This is a genomic window from Aquimarina agarivorans (assembly GCF_000218485.1).
GTDB lineage: Bacteria > Bacteroidota > Bacteroidia > Flavobacteriales > Flavobacteriaceae > Aquimarina > Aquimarina agarivorans.
This window is the reverse complement of sequence record NZ_AFPB01000174.1, coordinates 1-18282: the sequence shown is the minus strand read 5'-3', so window position 1 is coordinate 18282 and position 18282 is coordinate 1. Positions and strand designations below refer to the sequence as shown.

Genomic DNA, 18282 nt, shown 5'->3' with positions numbered 1-18282 from the left:
AGAAAAATGAAGCAGATAAAGCACCTATTAAACCGTTTTATTCGCTGAATTTTCTATTCAAAAGGGTTCTTTTTTGTTTATTACTTAAAAATAAAGCACTACTGTGGCAAAGGCTTCGCTTGTAGTTTCTTTATCATTCAAACAAAAAATCGAATTTTTATTTGAGTAATTTAAAATTAAGGCAAGATCTATCAAGTCTTGCCTTAATTTTTAAACAAATAGTCTTTAAACTTGCAATGTGGAATTATACCGTTATGGATATTGAATTATCCATTTGAAATCAAATTTGGCATTACTTTTTAACAAAACGAATTGTTTTTCCCGATGCTGTTTTCACAAAATAAACGCCTGAACTTACCGAGGTATCAAATTCAACAAAAATTGAGTTGGTCTCTTTTGAAGGTGTAATGCGCACAGGAATTAATTTTCCGTTGATATCTGAAATTTGTGCATCGACACTATGAGTTCCTTTTAATTCTATAAAACTGGTCACGGGATTCGGATAGGCAATTAACGCTTCATTTACTGATAAATCATCTAAAACTTTAGCCCCAGACAATTCTTTCCAATCAAAGGTTTCCCAACCTTTTGCGGACCCTCCTCTGGCTCTAATAACTCCATTATCTTCTGTCCATGCAGCTTGCAAATACCTTCCTGTATGCACACTTTTAAAAGCCACTTTTCCATTTCCCCTTGATTCCCACTCAAAACGCTCCCAAGCAAACTTACCATTACCATTAGGCCTAACTGATGCCTGAATATCCGTATTAGGTACTTGAACGTATTTATTGTTAACTAACGCCTTTAGTGCAATACCTCCCCTTGGGTGTGATTCTACCCTAAATCTTTCCCAACTTCCAATTCTACTTCGGTTAGCAATTAACCTATTATTGGCTGCTTCGGCTGCAACATACCCTCTATTTCCACCTGTTTTTCGCAACGATATCACTTTATTAATTGGAGCACCTCCTACGCCAGTGGATCCACCTGAATTGCTAGGCGTTCCATTTTCTAGCTTGTATACACGTACCCAGTCGACCAACATGGTATTTTTAGAATTGTCATTTAAATGATTTACTCTAGGCAATCCTATATTAGCAACTCCAGCGGTTTCAAAAGGGAAAACCTCAGTATCAAAAATCATGTGAAGTTTTTCGTCAAATGGTCTTCTTGGAACAATTTTCATGACCTGGTTGCCATTGTAGTAGAATAATAATTCATTAGGACTTTTCCACCAAAAACCAAAGTTATGAAACCTGTCCCGCCCTCTAAATGGCATTGTCCATTTAGCATCTAAAGGCCGAATACCTGCAAATTTTCCGTAATAATGTGTATTCGCATCATATTGGAATTCTTTTGAGGCTACATTCCTATTGGCAGGGTTTCCAATATGTTCAATAACATCAATTTCTGAAAAAGCGCCTACCCGAAACCAAAAAGAGGAAGTCATGGATAAATTGGACGCTTTCATCCTGCACTCGTAGTAATATCCTGGAGTAGCCGATTTGTTTTTGGAAACTACAGCTGCGGCGTCCACCCAGTGATCCTTAAATTTATTATTAACTGAATTCGGATTTCTGAATAATGTAGATTTCAATCTTAAAAATCCGCCTGACTGCGTAGCATTTCCTTTTTTAAATTGACTAGGAAGTCTTCCCTTCCAAAAAGGATGGTAATCGAACCATTTTTGACTGTTTATTTGTCCTCCAGAAAATTCATCCGATAGTTCATTTACTTTTACCCACTTTTTACCAGAGGGCGGACTTGGTTGAGCAAAAATATACGCACAGAACAGTGCACAAATACCGATAGACATTTTTAATTTCATAATATTTTGAATTAGTTATCAAGCAATAACTAATTTACAAAATAAAAAATTACGAAATAAATAATATTTATTCTTTTTCATTAAATTATTTATATTTTTAAAGTATCTTCTGATTTAAATTTATATGCGAACTCACTTTCTTTACAAAAATCTACTCCATGGCTCCAATAGTTCAAATTCATATGAAACCCTCTCTTTTACTAAACTTCATTATAAAAAGTACGAATACACTGCCAATACAGAGGAAAAAACTATTTGTACTAAAGCTGAATTTTAAACATGTTTCAGTGTTTGTCAAAACGCTGTAAACAAATCCAGCACCCTATTTTTAGCAGCCTTTGTTAACCAAGCTTCTAGGTTATCGGGTCGGTGATTGCGCCAGCTCAATGTTGCTTTTATAAAGGTATCTTGTGCCGCATCTTCTATAGTTTCTAAATGCTGCAATCCAAAAATAAGTGTCAATATTGAGACCATCTATCCATTCTGTTTTGCATTTCTTCAGGCGAAAAGCCTAATTCTTCATAACTGGTACCTGTAAAAATTAACATAAATTTTTTTACTTTTGTTTTATTTAATTGGTTCATACAATACTACGACGAATCTATTTTTAAATTTGGTGACAATTTTTTTAAAAATTAGTGAATTTATTCTAAAGTTATGGACTTATACCTACATCCTTGATTTCGAATTAAAAAGTAATACCTTTGCAACAACCATAATTTTCGATATCAATTGGCAAAAATAGGCGACATAGATGTAGGTGAATTTCCATTGCTATTAGCACCCATGGAAGATGTAAGTGACCCCCCTTTTAGAGCTTTATGCAAAGAGCAGGGCGCTGATGTAGTGTATACTGAATTTATATCCTCGGAAGGATTAATTAGAGATGCCGCCAAAAGTGTAATGAAACTGGATATTTACGAAAAGGAAAGACCAGTAGGCATTCAAATTTTTGGTGCCAATTTAGATTCCATGCTACGATCGGTAGAAATTGTAGAAGCCTCCAAACCTGATATTATTGATATCAATTTTGGTTGTCCTGTTAAAAAAGTGGTTAGTAAAGGTGCTGGTGCTGGTATTTTAAAGGATATTGACCTTATGGTAAAGCTTACCGAGGCGATGGTAAAGCATACGCACTTGCCCGTAACTGTAAAAACACGTTTGGGCTGGGATCATGATTCTATCAGAATTGTTGAAGTTGCTGAACGCCTACAAGATGTTGGTTGTAAATCCATTGCCATTCACGGACGTACCCGAGCACAATTATACAAAGGTGAAGCCGATTGGAAACCTATTGCCGAAGTAAAAAACAACCAACGCATGCACATTCCCGTATTTGGAAATGGCGATGTGGATAGTCCTGAACGCGCCGTTGAAATGAGAGATCAATACGGTTTAGATGGTGCTATGATTGGGCGTGCAAGTATTGGGTATCCGTGGTTTTTTAATGAAGTAAAACATTTTTTTGAAACAGGAGAGCATAAAGCTCCACCAACTATTGCAGAACGTGTTGAAGTGGCCAAACGCCATCTAGAAATGTCCATAGGCTGGAAAGGTGAAAAATTAGGTATTGTAGAAACCCGCAGGCATTACACCAACTATTTTAAAGGAATTCGGGATATTAAACCCTACCGCCAGCGATTAGTTACCACTGATCCACCCGAGGACGTTTTTAGCATCCTTGATGAAATTAATGAACGCTTTGCAGCATATACTTTTTAGTACTGTTTAAAATTCATTAATCAAATTATAACAATAATACGATTTCCAATTTGTGGTTTTAAATCATGGATTAATTATACAAAACAAAATTATCATGATAACAAAAAAACCGAAAACCAATAAAAAAGCAAATTTACATCCCAGGAATAAACATATTGAACGTTACGATTTTGATGTATTAACAACCGCATTACCTGCACTAAAAGAATTTGTTAGACCTAATCAATACGGAGATTTGTCTATTGATTTTTCAAATCCTACTGGCGTAAAAGCATTGAATAGTGCGTTATTGAAACACTATTATAACATCAATTTTTGGGATATTCCCGAAGGTCATTTATGCTCCCCTATTCCTGGAAGAGCGGATTACATACACTACATAGCCGATTTATTGGCTGAGCATCACAATAACGAAATCCCAAAAGGAGAAAAAACCATATGTTTAGATATTGGTGTAGGTGCTAATTGTGTGTACCCCATTATTGGAAATAGCGAATATGGATGGTCATTTATTGGTTCCGATATTTCGGAAGTTGCTTTAGCTTCTGCAAAAAATATAGTAAGCAAAAACCCGCAGTTAAAAGACAAGGTTGATTTACGCCTGCAAGGCAATCCAAACTCTATTTTTAGAGATATTTTAGCCGATGATGAGCATATTACCGTTAGTATTTGTAATCCTCCTTTCCACGCTTCCGCAGAAGCGGCTTTAAGTAGTAATTTCAGAAAACTAAAAAACTTAACAGGTAAGGAAATAGAAAACCCAGAATTAAATTTTGGCGGACAGCACAATGAACTTTGGTGTGATGGTGGCGAACTGAAATTTATAAAAAATATCATTTTCCAAAGTAGAAATTATAAAAACAACTGTACTTGGTTTAGCTCTTTAGTTTCAAAAAAAGAGAACATTCGCCCCTTAAAAAAAGCATTAAAGGAAGCCGAAGCTGCCTCATTTAAAGTAATCCCTATGGGACAAGGCAACAAAGTGAGTCGAATTATTGCGTGGACATTTAACGATTAGCTGGGGACAAAGGTAGTGGGTTGAAGGTTAGAGGCTGTTGGTCGAAGCCAATCTTCTTTCAATAAAACGGCATCTTTTTTCAAAAGAAGTTAACCCACCAAAATCTCTTTTTTTATGCTAAGTGAGGCAATGCTTGAGGCAATTATACCTAATACATAAAGTGTTCCCAATACTATAACTCCGTTTAAAAAATTTAGTTTTGTTGGGTAAGCCAAACTTGGTGTTATCATTACCAAACTTGTAGCTTGTTGTATTTTTATTAAAATAACCCCTAAAAAAACACCTAACAAGCCCCCTAGAATTGTCATTAACATTCCTTGCAAAAAAAAGATAAGTCGTATTTTTTTTAAGCTAGCACCAAGTTTATGTAAGGTTTGTAGGTTGCGCTTTTTATCAATAATCATCATAATCATAGCACCGATTAAGCTAAAAAGCGCTACAATAAGTACAAGTGTAAATAGTAAATAAACTATTAAATTTTCGGTATTTAACATTTTGTACATGGCATCATTTAACTGGATGCGACTTTTTATAACCACATCAGGTCCTAATATTTCAGTTAACCTGGTGCGGATAAAGCCATAATTTGCATCGGGAGCAAGTCGTGCCTCAATATGCGAGACTTTATTTTTATCTAAATTCAATAATTTACGCGCTAAAGTAATAGAAGTGAACGCATATTTTTTATCCATTTCGTTGGTCAACTGATAAATACCACTCACAATTACTTTTTCAGTCCGAAAAGCATCCATTAAATTGGTTATTTGCCCTTTACCTGCTTTAGGCATGACTAAATCCAGCGGTGTTTCATAATTGTTAATCCCAATACTTAATACATTGCTTATTTGATTGCCTAAAACAATATAAAATTCTTTTCCGTCAAACCAATTTCCGTAATCTAATATGCTATCCACAGCAATGACATTGACATAATTAGCGTCCACACCTTTTATAATAGCATTTTGTCTTTTTTGTTTAAAATTTAAAATAACTTGATTTTCAACAATACTTGAAAATGAAGTTAGCCCTTTTATAGAAGCGATTTGTTGTTTTTGGGCTTCAGTAAATTCAAAGAATTTTCCTTGCGCGGCATAAACTTTAACATCCGGATCAGCAATGGAAGTGTATTCCAAGTGAAGATTTTTTAATCCATCAAAGGCGGAAAGTACTACAAATAGACTCAGAGCACCTACAATAATTCCCACAGCTGCAATGGCAGTAATTATATTTATTGCCTGTGTAGAACCACGAGAAAACAAATACCTTTTTGCTATATACAGTGGAAATTTCAACTACTTATTTCTTTTTGCGTTTTTCCAACAAGTTGGTATCGTAAATTGGGTTTTCAGTTCCTTTTACCGCCTCATCGATACGCTCAATATACTCTAAAGAATCATCAATAAAAAATTCTAATTCAGGCATTCGCCTCAATTGATTTTTTGTTTTTAAAGCTACTTGATGCTTTATTTGCGACTTTACTTCAGTCACATCTGCAAGCACTTTTTCCGCCTCCGTATGCGGAAAAACACTCATGTACACCTTGGAAATAGATAAATCAGTAGTAACGGTAACTTTTGTTACAGAAACTAATACTCCATTAACCCCTCCTTCACGAAGTGCCTGACTGATAACATCGGCAATATCCTTTTGCAGTACCCCTGCAATTTTTTTCTGTCTATTTGTTTCCATACTGCAAAAATACAGCTTTTAAGCTTACAAGTAATTTCAATTTTAAAGCCTAAATAGACGATTAAACAAATTACATATAAAATAGCATATATTATTTGGAAGCTTTGTTGCATTTATATACATTTGCAATCCGAATTTTAAATCATTTTTGATATAAAAATTCTGGCCCTATAACTCAGTTGGTTAGAGTATCTGACTCATAATCAGAAAGTCCATGGTTCGAGCCCATGTGGGGCCACGCTAATAATCAAAGAGTTACGTTTTATTAACGTAGCTCTTTTTTAGTTTCTAGGAGAATTTGCCCGTTTTTCAAGTCTTTTTAAATGCTTTGCAGTTAGTGTCGCTATGGAGTCAATGACAGTTTGTAATTTTGAAAAGAAACCTGCTCCATACTACAAGAGTATCAAGGATTCTTTTTCTAATTTTCGGATTCAGGGAGTTTGCTTACTTTTGAATAGATTTATAAAATTCAATCTCTAAATTTTCTGCAAATGGATGCTTCAAAAATAGTAGATTTCAATAAAGCCATTATAGATTCTTTTATTGAAGAACTAAGGCCTCCTGCTGAAAAAAGGGATCAAATAGATATCGGTTACAAGTTGGTTAGTAAAGCTTATGAATTTTCTGAAATTCGCCCTGATTGGATGGATGCTTCTAAAAAAATGGAATTTCCTTTTGCCAAAATTCGGTATGTAAAATCTCAAAAAGTTTGGAAACTTTACTGGATGCACAGCTCTGGTGAATGGGAACTTTATCCAGAACTCAGTGATTCCGAAAGCTTACAGGAAGTATTACAAATCATTAAAGAAGATAAATTACATTGTTTTTTCGGCTAACATTAACAATTTGATCTTAGTTGATTTTGCTTTTTAGAAGCAACACTTCATCATTACAAATTCCCATTAAACCCATAGGCATCATTAGCCATCAGGACTTTCGTTTTTTTTGTCGCCTTTTTGGAAACAGCTACTTTGGAATGTTTTGATCATTGGGTTCATTTGAATTTATCGGTAAACTTATCAAGCACTGTAGATGGATAGTTTTGATAAGTAATTGATTTCAAACATTTTTTGTTTTTATTATTAAATTATAATTATATATTTAAGCGGTGAATAATTCACGTTTATTATTATAATTATTAAAAATTTTTATTATGTCTTTTAAAGCAAAATTAAAAGTAGCAGGAAAAGAGTTCAACGTATTAAACTGTCACTATGGTTTAAGTCAGGAAACTGATGCTACAGGTCGTCCATCTTCTGTAACACGTGGTGGAATGATTACTATTGAGGTTGAATCTACATCAGATACTAGTTTATCTGACTGGATGTTCAACAATTTCGAAATGAGAAGTGGCTCTATTGTATTCTTAAAAAGAGATACGGAAGCAACTTCTAAAGAATTAAACTTCACTGATGCTTATGCAGTGAAATATACTGAAAATTTTGATGCTACTGGTAAAAACCCAATGACTGAAAAAATCACTATTTCAGCACGCGAAATCGCAGTGGGTAACGGAGAGCATGTTAACGAATGGGTGTAATTTGATTATAACATCAAAAACAATTTTAAAGGGGGCAATTTTAATTAATTTGTTCCCTTTTTAATTTTTAACTCATTATATTGTAACATCTATTTATAAATTTAGTTCATTCACTCATTAAATTTTGACTTAACTATTTATAGTATTAATATCCTTTCCAAAAAAAAATTATATGTCTTTTAAAGCTTCACTTGAAATTGATGGTAATTCATACAAGATTATTAATTGTAATTTTAATTTTACCCAACCTATGGGTAGTAATTTAAAACCTAATGGAAACCCGTTAGGCGGATTATTAAATGTTACGTTAAACATGGGCAGAAATCTTCAATTAGCACATTGGATGTTTAGTCCTACACAAACTAAAGATGGTACCGTTATTTTTTATAAACACGATGCCATGTCTAAAGAATTGGCAATTGACTTTAAAAATGCTTATTGTACCAATATAACGGGTAATTTTGATGATAATAATAATCAGCCGTTACTTATGACTGTTAGCATTGTTGCCGAAGAAATTAACTTGAACGGTGACGCTACTTTAAAAAACAACTGGGGTCAGACAAACAGTTAAGAGTTGTAATTATGAAAGTTAAAATAAACAATCATAGTTTAACAGATTTTGATAAAATACTTAAACAATGTATAGAGAATTCAAAGTCAAGGATTCATCCGGGTAGTTGTAATTCCCAGAATGTACTTAATGAACTTGGATCACATTTAAAGTTTGAACTGGACAATACCAGAACCGAATTATCAGAGGCATTATATAACGTGGACTTAGCTATGCGGCACGGTGCCGATACAGCTCCGGACCGTAACATTTATGAATCACTACGCGCGCAGGCACAAAGGATTCCTTCTAAACCTGAAAATGATTTACATAAAAAATATGTTAAAGAAACTTTTAACGGCTATTCGGTATATGATCCGCAAACTACCTTATGGTTTGATTTTAGTAAAGAATCAAGAATTACCGTAGAGTTAAAAAATGATTTTAACGGTACACCTGTAATGGCGGTAAGTGCTTATGATCCTAAAAATGGAAAAACTTTGCGTTACCAAGATGATTACGTATTAACGCCTCATTTATTTGATCCCAAACAATACGGCTATGGTTTTTATCCGCAGCGCCGAATGGAGCATACTGATGAAGGTTTTGATTGGGAAAGTGCAAACGGGTATACAGGTACTATTTTAGGAACATTAGAGGCATATTTTTTAGGAAAATCAAATTATAAAGAATCTATTAATTTATTTAACAAAACATTTATTGACGGAAAATGGCAAGCTAAAAGTGGAAATTGGCATAACTTTCAAGATATAGAGAAAGAAATAAATGGTTTCAAAAAACAACAGTTAAGGGTTAGTAAGCATTGGTCTAATCAGCGTAATTCAAAACTCTTAAAAAGTGCGGCAAACGCAAAATTAGCAGGTGGTGTTTTTTCTCTATTTTCAATAGGATTTAGTTCTAGTAACATAAAATCTGCTTATGATTATAATGATTCAAATAGAAATGCAGTTTATATTCGAAATGGAATAGATATTATAATAAGTGTTATTGCATTTGTACCAATATATGGTTGGGTAATTTCGGGTACTTATTTTTTAGTAATGAGTGAATCTGAATTAGGCGATTTAGGGCAAGCTTCTGGATTTACAACAGCAGAAGCAGTAGAAATGCATTTAAATAGAATTAATAATGGTAGATTAAAATTAGACGATGTTATTTTTGAATATGAAATGAATATGGCAGTTCCGGAAACAAAAAAACATTTTAGAGAACAAAGAATAGTCCAACGTGATAATACCTATATAGAATCAAAAAAATTGTTTACCAGTGATTTTAAATAATTATGAGTTTTATAGATAAACTATATCCACCAAAATTTTTACGCTATTTATTTTTCATATCTTATAGTATGTATAGAAGATATGCTATAGAACGATACAATGCGCATCATACTGCAATATTATTTATAGGTGCGGGACTTATTTTGTTCTTATTTGGATTATCATATTATATACCAATAAAATTTGATACTTATTCTGGATATTTAATATTATTAATAGCAAGTCTTTTTTTATATGTGTTTTTTTGGCATAAACAAAAATGGAAGTTTTTTCTAGATGAATTTAAAAATGTTCCTAAAAATCTACAAAAAAAACATGTAATCTATTTATTCATATACTTATCTGTTTGTTTATTGTTTTCTTTTTTTCCGATACTTATTTATGAATTTTTTAATATCCGTTTTTAATTATGCTAGGTATAAAGTTAAATATGAACGTTATTAGAAAAATAAAACCCCCAGAATTAATAAGATATTTGTTTTTTATATCGTATAGTCTATATCGCAGATATACGATCGAGAGATATAACGCACATAATACTGCTATACTTTTTCTTTCCTTTGGATTTATGCTAATACATACCTCCATTATAGGGTTTACTTTTGGATATTTTAAAAAGCCATTATTATTTATAGTTTTTTTAATAGTATTCATACAATTCTATGTATGGTTTTGGCACAAACATAAATGGAAGCTATATATTGAAGAATTTAAATATGTTTCAATAGAAAATCAAAAAAAACATTCTTTTCTATTAATAATCTATGCTATTAGCTGCATTGTAATTGCATCATTACCAATTATTTTAAAAGAATTTTTTGATATGCAAATTTGGAAATAACTATAGAACAAATAGATCTAAATAAAATATGTAAATAATCAAACTATTAACTCATAACAAAATTTGAATTCTAGGTTAAATTTTTTATTTCACAAAAAAATAACGGTATGAAATGGATATGGCAATTCCTGAGTCAAAAAAGATATATAGAGAGCAAAACGTTTTCTCAAGAGATAATACATATATAGCTCCCAAACGTTTGTTTACAAGCGATTTTAAATAATATGAAATTTAAGAAAATAATAAACCCTCCTAAATATTTGAGATACCTATTCTATGTAGGTTATTCATGGTATAGGTCTTATACAAGCGAAAGAACTGATGCACATAATACTGCTATTTTGTTTTTGATTATGCCGCATATAGGGTTTATGTATGGACTATGTTTTATAACAGGTATTGAAAATAGAATTTTAGAAAATATATTAGTATTACTGCTACCGTTTGTTTTATCATATCTCTGGTTTTGGAAAAATGAAAAATGGAGAAGATATATTAATGAATTTAATTATGTCAAAGCTAAAAAGAGAAAAAAACATATTATATACTTATTTTTATACATGGTTTTAAGCATATTGTTTGCGTTGTTTCCAGTTATACTTTACGAACTGTTCAATATTCGTATATGACTATAATTACCCAGCTTAATATGGACTCTATTTCTAAAATATATCCGCCAAAGTTTATACGCTATTTATTTTTTATAGCGTATTGTTGGTATCGACGATTTTCTAGTGAAAGAAGTGATGCGCATTTTACAGCTATACTTTTTCTTTCCGTAGGACATTTATGTCTTCTATTAGCGATTTTTCTAAATTTAAATTATCTATTAGGGGACTTTGATATTTGGTTTGCGTTTATTTTTTCAAGTCTAATTTCATATATCTTTTTTTGGAATAATGACAAATGGAAAAATTATTTACAAGAATTTAGTTATATAAATCGTAAATCTCAAAAAATTGGTTTGATATACTTGTTTATTTATTTATTTGTTTGTTTAACAATCGCAATTAAATCATACGATATAAGTGAAGTATTTAGAAAATTATTTTAGTATCGAAAACTAATTAGATGATAAAAGCAAAGGAAATATTTATGGATGATCTATTATTCAAAGTACATCCGCCAAAGTTTATACGCTATTTATTTTTTATAGCGTATTGTTGGTATCGAAGATTTTCAATTGAAAGATATAATGCTCACCATACTGCTATACTTATAATATCTATCGGTTTTTTAATTATTTATATGTCTTTATTATTACCGTTCTTAATTAATGGGAATAATAAAATATTAATTCTACTGCCTATTTTTTTACTAGTATTTGGTCAATTTTACATTTGGTTTTGGTATAAGGATAAGTGGAAAATATACATTGATGAATTTAAACATGTTAACGTAAAAAGACAAAAATGGGGACTTATTTATTTATTCATTTATCTAATACTATGTTACTATGTTGGAATAGAACTTATAATGATTAAAAATATATTAAATCTTAATACATAGCTTTTGTTTACTGTTTAAAATTTTAAAATCTAAGCGAACCAATAACTTAGTTCTATATCAACTTAACCTTTAATTAAAATATTATTTTTCAAAAGCTTTTTAAAATTCAGATTAACCAGTGAAAATTCAATTAAAAAAATAAAAATATTATTTCTTCCTTTTCTGCTAACTTTATTAGCAGTTAATACTATTTGGATACTATTTCAATGGTTTTTTATTGAATTTGTCGCTATTATTTCACTAAAAAATGATGTGTTTTTTATTTGGTTACCTTTACTAACTACTTTTTTATCAGTACTTATCTTTTTAAGAAATAGAATGAAAATTCTTAAAGTTATGAAAGATTACACCAAAACCGGTGATCCGTTTTTTCTATTTCAAGTCATTTTCGCTACTGCAATTTTAGTTCCACTGTTGTTAATACAATTTGAAATATATGATCCTGCTAATATCAATATTTTGCATCCTGTAAGTAGTATATGGAATTATGACTTTTCATTAATCCTATGTATGTATACTATAAGTGCAATACTATTTGTATTTGTATTAATTTTGCTTCTACCAATAAATCATAACCGATATATAGGTTATAAAAATAATCAGCCTTCAGTACCAGATGATTTTGATCATATATTAACCTTTTTTAATTGGAAAAGAAAAAACAATCAAACTACTGCTACTTTGTTAATTACAAACACTGTAGTTTTATTTTATGTTTTTTTATTGAATCCGGCTATATGAATCCTTCAAATAATCATATTGTAAATGTTGGGGGATTAGTTAAGTTTCAAATTTTAGAGGGTGAAATTTGGAGAGTTTTTACAGGAATATTCATTCATAGAGGTTTCTATCATTTTATGATTAATGTTCCAGTTTTGATAATGACTTCATCGTTTTCAGAAAGAATTATAAAGTCAAATACACTACTTTATTTTTACGTAATTGCAGGTGTTGTTTCAAATTTAATTTACATAGGTTTTCAATCCAATCCTATTGCAGGTGCATCGGGTTCTACATGCGTTTTTATTGGTATTATTTTAGCAATGCATTCTTTTAAATTCGATTCAGTTTTTTTAGATAATTGGATAAATTATTTTCTTATATTTTATCTACTTATTTTTTTCATTATAGCAGTAAATACGCATATAAACATAACCGCTCCATTTTTAAGCTTAGTTATTGGATTTATAACCGGCTATTTTATTACAAAAGGCAAATTAAAAAATTGGAGTTTTAGTAATAAAATATTAAATTTTTAAAACTTATGGCACAACATACAAAAATACAGGTAACCATAGACGGAACAGAAATACCGCTCGTTGAAAATTTCGCTTTAAATGAAAAAGTTGGTGAGCATGCTAGTTTTAATTTTTCTACAGAAGGCACTCATTATGATGAAAATGATATTGCCAAAGGTTTTTTAGAAAATACTAAAGAGTTTATAGGAAAGCCATGTTCAATAAGATTGCTTAATATTGAAGAAGGTGTTGAAAAAGAACTCTATTTTAAAGGCATCGTAACCAACCTGCAAAGCATAAGGAGAAGCCAAAATGGAAATTTTAGGGAAGGTATTTTAATCTCTGGAAAAAGTACCAGTATTTTACTTGAAGATGGATTGCAGTTTAAATCCTTTTCTGAGTCTACAATAAGCGATATTATTTTAAAGGCAACCGAAAATGTTCCTGCTACCGATTTTAAAAAGGAGATCAATCTTCAAAATGATATTGAATTAAAATATAGTGTTCAAAATAATCAAAGCACGTTCCAATTCTTAAAACGTTTAGCAGCAAATTATAGCGAATTTTTATTGTACTCTAAAGAAACGCTTTATTTTGGAAAACCAAACTTTGGTAATCCTATATCCCTGGAATTAAATGGTAATTTAAGCAATGTAAATTTTGGTTTGCACACCGCTCCTGGTAATTTCACCTTTCTGTCAAATGACTATTTAAACGAACAAACCCAACAAGCTGCTTCGTCCGATATTTCGACACCAAACGAGATGTATATCAATACGGTAAATCAGAATAGTGCTTCTTTATATCCATCCAACAATAATTTATATTATAACACATTTGATGATTCAGGCTTGAATAATCGAATATCAAAAGCCATGGAAGTTCAAAAAAAATTAGCCGATCAAAATTTAGTAAGTTTAAGCGGTACTTGTTTTTATTTAGGCTTAGGGCTAGGTAATGAAATTAATATAACTGGTTCAGATAATAATCTAGGCAGTTACAGAATCGTTGCCATAAATCATAATTACAACCAATCTGGAAGCTACTCCAATTCTTTTACAGCTATTCCAGTAGCTACTGATGTTTATCCGCTAACCAATGTAAATAGTTTTATCCATTCAGAAACCCAAATTGCCAAAGTACTAGAAAACGTAGATCCCGATGGATTAAGCCGTATAAAAGTTCAATTCCCCTGGCAGGCAGCTACAAACCAAAGTACCCCGTGGATAAGAGTAATGACTCCGCATTCCGGTGGCAATAAAGGTTTCCATTTTATTCCGGAAGTTGGCGAAGAAGTAATTGTTGGTTTTGAAGGAGGAAATGCCGAGCGCCCTTACGTAATGGGAGCCTTATACACTGGTAAAAACAAACCCGAAAGCTGGCAAACCGATGCCAACAACATCAAAGCCATCCGTACCCGAAGTGGGCATACTATAGAACTTAACGACACCAAAGGCGAAGAAAAAATCAATATTTATGATAATGAAGGCAGTATTATCACGTTTGATACTCAGGCAAAGTCGTTGACGATTAATGCTACTGAAGAACTAAATTTAGTTGCAAAAAATATCAATATTCAGGCGGAAGAAAATATAAACATTGGCTCAGAGCAGAACGTTGAGATTGCCGCGGAATCGAAACTTTCAGTATTATCGAATGATTCTTTAAAGCTGCAATCCAGTGGGGACTCAAGCGTTAAAAGCAACGGTGCTTTTGCCATTGAAGCCACTTCGGATGCTACAATAAAAGGAGCAAATGCAATAATTGAAGGAAAAGCTGGCGCTGAAGTTAATGGTGCTACAGCCAAATTAAATGGAAAAACATTAACAGAAGTAGCAGGTAAAATTGTAAAACTGAATTAAAGCTTAAATTAAAAATTATGCCAGGACCAGCAGCCACAGTCGGAAGTAATCATATTTGCCCTATGTTAAATCCAGGAACCCCACCGCCTCCCCATGTTGGAGGACCTGTTTCTGGACCAGGAGCAAAAACTGTACTCGTAGGAAATAAACCTCTTGCCCTTATGGGTGATATGTGCGTATGTGCAGGACCACCCGATGTTATTGTCCAGGCAGAAGCTACGGTAATCGCTGAAGGGAAACAAGTAGCTACAGCAGGTTCGTTAACAGCGCATGGCGGAAGTATCACCGATGGGGATCCTACAGTATTAATTGGCACCGGCCCGAGTGGTAAAACAGAAATTATGCCTATTGAAGAAATTCCGTTCCCTAAAGTAAAAGCCACCCTCACTGCTTTAGCAGCTATTTCTGGCAGAAGCAAACAGCTTAAAAAAGCTATTGCTGCTCAAAATGAAATTAAAGAGCAGGAACAAAAAAAATACGGACAAATCAAGGATTTCAATATTAGTTTGTAAATTGAAATAGTTTATGAAAACAAGTTATCCCGAAAAAGACGGAACCGCAAAAGGGTTAAAATTTACTAATAAATACGGCAGGTATTTAATTAGTCATTTTAATACTTGGCATAGTGGTGTACATATAGAGGAGGCAGATAAATCTATTCATGCCATTGCTGATGGTCGTATTATTGCTTACCGATTTATGGATAACTATCTGGAGCTTCCTAAAACTAAAAGTTCTACAAAAGCTTTTAATGATAGTAATAGCGAAAGGGAAGAAACAGAAGAAAAAACTACCTTTAAATATTCCAACTGCTTTATACTCATCCAACATGATATTGAATTATCTAAAGATAAAGGAAAAGAAAACGAAAAAACAGAAACGGAGAAAAAAATTGTTACTTTTTACAGCCTGTATAATCATTTAATGCCTATTAGTGCTATTGAAGGAAGGTATTTGGAAAACAAAAAAATTATTTTCCCTGATTTTATGGGAAAGAAAAATTTAACCGTAAAGGCTCAGGAACAATTTGAATATGTAAAAAAGAAGCGTATAGGATTAAACGCCAGAATTTTGAATAAAGCAGGTAAAATAGACTGGAGAGATGACAGTACAAAAAAAGTGGTTGTTCCTTTTGGAGAAAAAGTAACTAAAGCTTTAGATGCAGAAGGTAATTTAATTAAAATAGGGAGTTATGCCAAGGTTACCTTTACCGATATAAATGGAGATTTCTATGATGATATTTATATTAGTATAGCTCCTACTAAAACCAGGAAATACCCACGTGTAAAAGATCATGGGGATAGTTTTGAAATTATCATTAAAGAAAATAATGAAATATGGATTGATAAATCCTCCGTTCCTGAAGATAAAAAAGATTTAAAAGGTGCCAGGATTCGCAACAAACCCACAACTAAAGACAGTACAATAGTTGATATTATCGAGCACGGACAAGCAGTAACCATAAAGGAAAAGAAAGTAAATGGCTGGTATGTATTAGAAGGTTACGAAGGATTTTCAGGTAAAAATAATTTTGAAGAAAAAGTAAGTTTTGACGAGAACAAAATTACTAAGAATGATATTGTAAAATGTGATATTCCTATTAAAGCAGGTGATTGTATTGGCTATACTGGATATGTTACCAATGAACAAAACACAGGATATGCTGCCTGCCAGTTAGATGTTTTTATGGAAGACGGCGCCGAAGAGTTTCTAAATAACGATTTTAAAGCAGGGAATACTGAAAAGGATTTACGTTTCGTAAAATTACCAAAAGATACAATCTTAGAACAAAATGTAGAAATTGATATTAATCTTAGGGAACATCTACCAGTAAAAGTTTTGGAAACAAATGGTATTTATGCTAAGATTAAAGTTGAAGAAAGTATAGTAAAAACTATACCCGTAGCAGGACATATATATACTTCAAATAAAGGAAACGAAAAATATAAGGGATATACAGAAAAGCCAAAAGGTTACGACTATATAAATTTTAATGCAGTAAATAAATTATTCGACAATTTGCTGGATAAAGAAACAAGCCGTTTAATTTGGGTATCTACTCCTAAAGATGGTTTATCTCGTAAAGTTACATTTAAACCAGAAGAAGCTGGTAAAGTGTGTTGGGTAAAAATTACAGACTTAGATAAAACTGCCGAAGTAGTTCAAACCAAACATAAAACTACAAGGTTAAAATCTGTTTGTGATTATCCGACTACTATTGACTTCATTTTAAATAGCTGGAAAAATGAAGAAATAACGGAAGAAATTACAATTCCGATTATTCAAATGACTACGGTTAAGAAAAATGAAGTTACTAAACTTTCTAAAAATATAACCAAAGCCTTTGTAATTGCTCCTAAAAACGAAAGTGATAAAATCGAAAAATTACAAAAAGATGTTATCGCTACTATAATTCATAATACAGAATTGAAAGGAACCACTGTTGTTGATGATTATTTAAAGGTTTCCTGTTCCTACGTACACCAATCTAAAGAATTTACACAGAAAGGCTGGATTAAAAGCGACGTTGAAAAATTTAGTGCATTTGATTGGAATAAATTTGGCTTTAAATTGTTTGATGGTGGCGATGAATATATTTATGATCTTAAAGGTTTACGGGATTTTGAAGAAAATGGTAGTGAGTTTATAGAAACATTGCTCGCCAACCTCGATATTATAAAAGATAATATACTTGACAAGGATGAATTAAACTTTGCTTTTAGTATTTTAGAGATTCAACAGGAAATTTCGAAAATGGTTTGTAATCATAAAATAGAATGGGCTTATTCACCGGAAGAAATTGCTGGAGAAATAAGTAAAATTTACGATTATTTAATTAGTAAACAACCTGAAGAAGCCCAAAGTGAGTTAAAACAAATCAAAGCTGATAAATTAGAGGTTCATAAAGCGCAGGTAGATAATTTAATGTTTTGGGATAAACTTAAAACAAAAACATTTTCACGAAAAGAAACTGAAGAAGATAAAGAATATAAACTCGAAAAAAAGAAAGTAGTAAAGAAGTATTCTCCTATATTTGAGGATGAAAATAGTGTAGAAGATCAGTACAAACCCAAAATGAACACAGCGCTAGATATTTTAGATAAAAAATATAAAAAGGGAAAATACGCTCCTGAACCACCTAAATTTCCTAATAAAAAGAATGTACATCATTTTCATCCTA

Annotated in this window: 15 protein-coding genes and 1 tRNA gene; 12 read left to right on the top strand and 4 right to left on the bottom strand. The window is 31.9% G+C overall.

Annotated features, from left to right (window positions below):
* Nucleotides 1-292: 292 nt before the first annotated feature.
* Together GMC_RS0115195 and GMC_RS21400 are read right to left on the bottom strand one after the other, a co-directional pair.
* A complete protein-coding gene (locus tag GMC_RS0115195) occupies nucleotides 293-1828 on the bottom strand; it encodes a T9SS type A sorting domain-containing protein (protein ID WP_010522952.1) in 1536 nt (511 codons plus the stop codon).
* A gap of 294 nt (nucleotides 1829-2122) precedes the next feature.
* On the bottom strand, nucleotides 2123-2302 hold the full coding sequence (locus tag GMC_RS21400) for a sigma factor (RefSeq protein ID WP_238528021.1): 180 nt from the start codon (nucleotides 2300-2302) through the stop codon (nucleotides 2123-2125).
* A gap of 258 nt (nucleotides 2303-2560) precedes the next feature.
* Here GMC_RS21400 and dusB point away from each other — a divergent pair, with 258 nt between their 5' ends.
* Together dusB and rlmF are read left to right on the top strand one after the other, a co-directional pair.
* Nucleotides 2561-3550: a tRNA dihydrouridine synthase DusB gene (dusB, locus tag GMC_RS0115175; RefSeq protein ID WP_010522950.1), complete on the top strand. Its 990-nt coding sequence runs from the start codon at nucleotides 2561-2563 to the stop codon at nucleotides 3548-3550.
* Nucleotides 3551-3644: 94 nt separating this feature from the next.
* Entirely contained in the window at nucleotides 3645-4568 is a 924-nt protein-coding gene (gene rlmF, locus GMC_RS0115170) for a 23S rRNA (adenine(1618)-N(6))-methyltransferase RlmF (protein ID WP_010522949.1), read from the top strand.
* An 89-nt stretch (nucleotides 4569-4657) separates the two neighbouring features.
* On the opposite strand, the gene GMC_RS0115165 is transcribed toward rlmF, so the two are convergent.
* Together GMC_RS0115165 and rbfA are read right to left on the bottom strand one after the other, a co-directional pair.
* Complete coding sequence (locus GMC_RS0115165) at nucleotides 4658-5860, bottom strand: ABC transporter permease (RefSeq protein WP_010522948.1); 1203 nt, start codon at nucleotides 5858-5860, stop codon at nucleotides 4658-4660.
* Nucleotides 5861-5864: 4 nt separating this feature from the next.
* Nucleotides 5865-6257: a 30S ribosome-binding factor RbfA gene (rbfA, locus tag GMC_RS0115160; RefSeq protein WP_010522947.1), complete on the bottom strand. Its 393-nt coding sequence runs from the start codon at nucleotides 6255-6257 to the stop codon at nucleotides 5865-5867.
* Between the two features lie 164 nt (nucleotides 6258-6421).
* Here rbfA and GMC_RS0115155 point away from each other — a divergent pair.
* From GMC_RS0115155 to GMC_RS20110, 10 genes are all read left to right on the top strand, one after another.
* Nucleotides 6422-6495, top strand: a tRNA-Ile gene (locus GMC_RS0115155).
* Nucleotides 6496-6748: 253 nt separating this feature from the next.
* Nucleotides 6749-7093, top strand: coding sequence for a DUF3024 domain-containing protein (locus GMC_RS0115150; RefSeq protein WP_010522946.1), 345 nt, complete (start codon nucleotides 6749-6751; stop codon nucleotides 7091-7093).
* Nucleotides 7094-7410: 317 nt separating this feature from the next.
* The gene (gene tssD, locus GMC_RS0115145) at nucleotides 7411-7797 is read left to right on the top strand and encodes a type VI secretion system tube protein TssD (protein WP_010522945.1); all 387 of its coding nucleotides are present in this window, start codon (nucleotides 7411-7413) and stop codon (nucleotides 7795-7797) included.
* A 172-nt stretch (nucleotides 7798-7969) separates the two neighbouring features.
* Nucleotides 7970-8371 carry a type VI secretion system tube protein TssD gene (gene tssD, locus GMC_RS0115140; protein ID WP_010522944.1) on the top strand — a complete coding sequence of 134 codons (402 nt, stop codon included), beginning with the start codon at nucleotides 7970-7972 and terminating at the stop codon, nucleotides 8369-8371.
* Nucleotides 8372-8382: 11 nt separating this feature from the next.
* Nucleotides 8383-9651 (top strand): hypothetical protein, encoded by a 1269-nt coding sequence (locus tag GMC_RS0115135; protein ID WP_010522943.1) that lies wholly within the window; start codon nucleotides 8383-8385, stop codon nucleotides 9649-9651.
* A 2686-nt stretch (nucleotides 9652-12337) separates the two neighbouring features.
* A complete protein-coding gene (locus GMC_RS0115105; RefSeq protein WP_029489819.1) occupies nucleotides 12338-12742 on the top strand; it encodes a hypothetical protein in 405 nt (134 codons plus the stop codon).
* Entirely contained in the window at nucleotides 12739-13260 is a 522-nt protein-coding gene (locus GMC_RS0115100) for a rhomboid family intramembrane serine protease (RefSeq protein ID WP_010522936.1), read from the top strand. Before GMC_RS0115105 ends, GMC_RS0115100 begins: the two co-directional genes overlap by 4 nt.
* 5 nt (nucleotides 13261-13265) lie before the next feature.
* The gene (locus tag GMC_RS0115095; RefSeq protein WP_010522935.1) at nucleotides 13266-15101 is read left to right on the top strand and encodes a type VI secretion system Vgr family protein; all 1836 of its coding nucleotides are present in this window, start codon (nucleotides 13266-13268) and stop codon (nucleotides 15099-15101) included.
* 17 nt (nucleotides 15102-15118) lie between these two features.
* Nucleotides 15119-15613: a PAAR domain-containing protein gene (locus GMC_RS22825; RefSeq protein WP_010522934.1), complete on the top strand. Its 495-nt coding sequence runs from the start codon at nucleotides 15119-15121 to the stop codon at nucleotides 15611-15613.
* A 13-nt stretch (nucleotides 15614-15626) separates the two neighbouring features.
* Nucleotides 15627-18282, top strand: a 2656-nt coding sequence (locus tag GMC_RS20110) for an SH3 domain-containing protein (protein ID WP_010522933.1), incomplete at its 3' end; no start/stop codon positions are given.

Coding starts and splice junctions, on each gene's coding strand:
- GMC_RS0115195 (WP_010522952.1), bottom strand. CDS start 1,828: ATGAAATTAAAAATGTCTATCGGTATTTGTGCACTGTTCTGTGCGTAT.
- GMC_RS21400 (WP_238528021.1), bottom strand. CDS start 2,302: ATGGTCTCAATATTGACACTTATTTTTGGATTGCAGCATTTAGAAACT.
- rlmF (WP_010522949.1), top strand. CDS start 3,645: ATGATAACAAAAAAACCGAAAACCAATAAAAAAGCAAATTTACATCCC.
- rbfA (WP_010522947.1), bottom strand. CDS start 6,257: ATGGAAACAAATAGACAGAAAAAAATTGCAGGGGTACTGCAAAAGGAT.
- GMC_RS0115150 (WP_010522946.1), top strand. CDS start 6,749: ATGGATGCTTCAAAAATAGTAGATTTCAATAAAGCCATTATAGATTCT.
- tssD (WP_010522945.1), top strand. CDS start 7,411: ATGTCTTTTAAAGCAAAATTAAAAGTAGCAGGAAAAGAGTTCAACGTA.
- tssD (WP_010522944.1), top strand. CDS start 7,970: ATGTCTTTTAAAGCTTCACTTGAAATTGATGGTAATTCATACAAGATT.
- GMC_RS0115135 (WP_010522943.1), top strand. CDS start 8,383: ATGAAAGTTAAAATAAACAATCATAGTTTAACAGATTTTGATAAAATA.
- GMC_RS0115105 (WP_029489819.1), top strand. CDS start 12,338: ATGAAAGATTACACCAAAACCGGTGATCCGTTTTTTCTATTTCAAGTC.
- GMC_RS0115100 (WP_010522936.1), top strand. CDS start 12,739: ATGAATCCTTCAAATAATCATATTGTAAATGTTGGGGGATTAGTTAAG.
- GMC_RS0115095 (WP_010522935.1), top strand. CDS start 13,266: ATGGCACAACATACAAAAATACAGGTAACCATAGACGGAACAGAAATA.
- GMC_RS22825 (WP_010522934.1), top strand. CDS start 15,119: ATGCCAGGACCAGCAGCCACAGTCGGAAGTAATCATATTTGCCCTATG.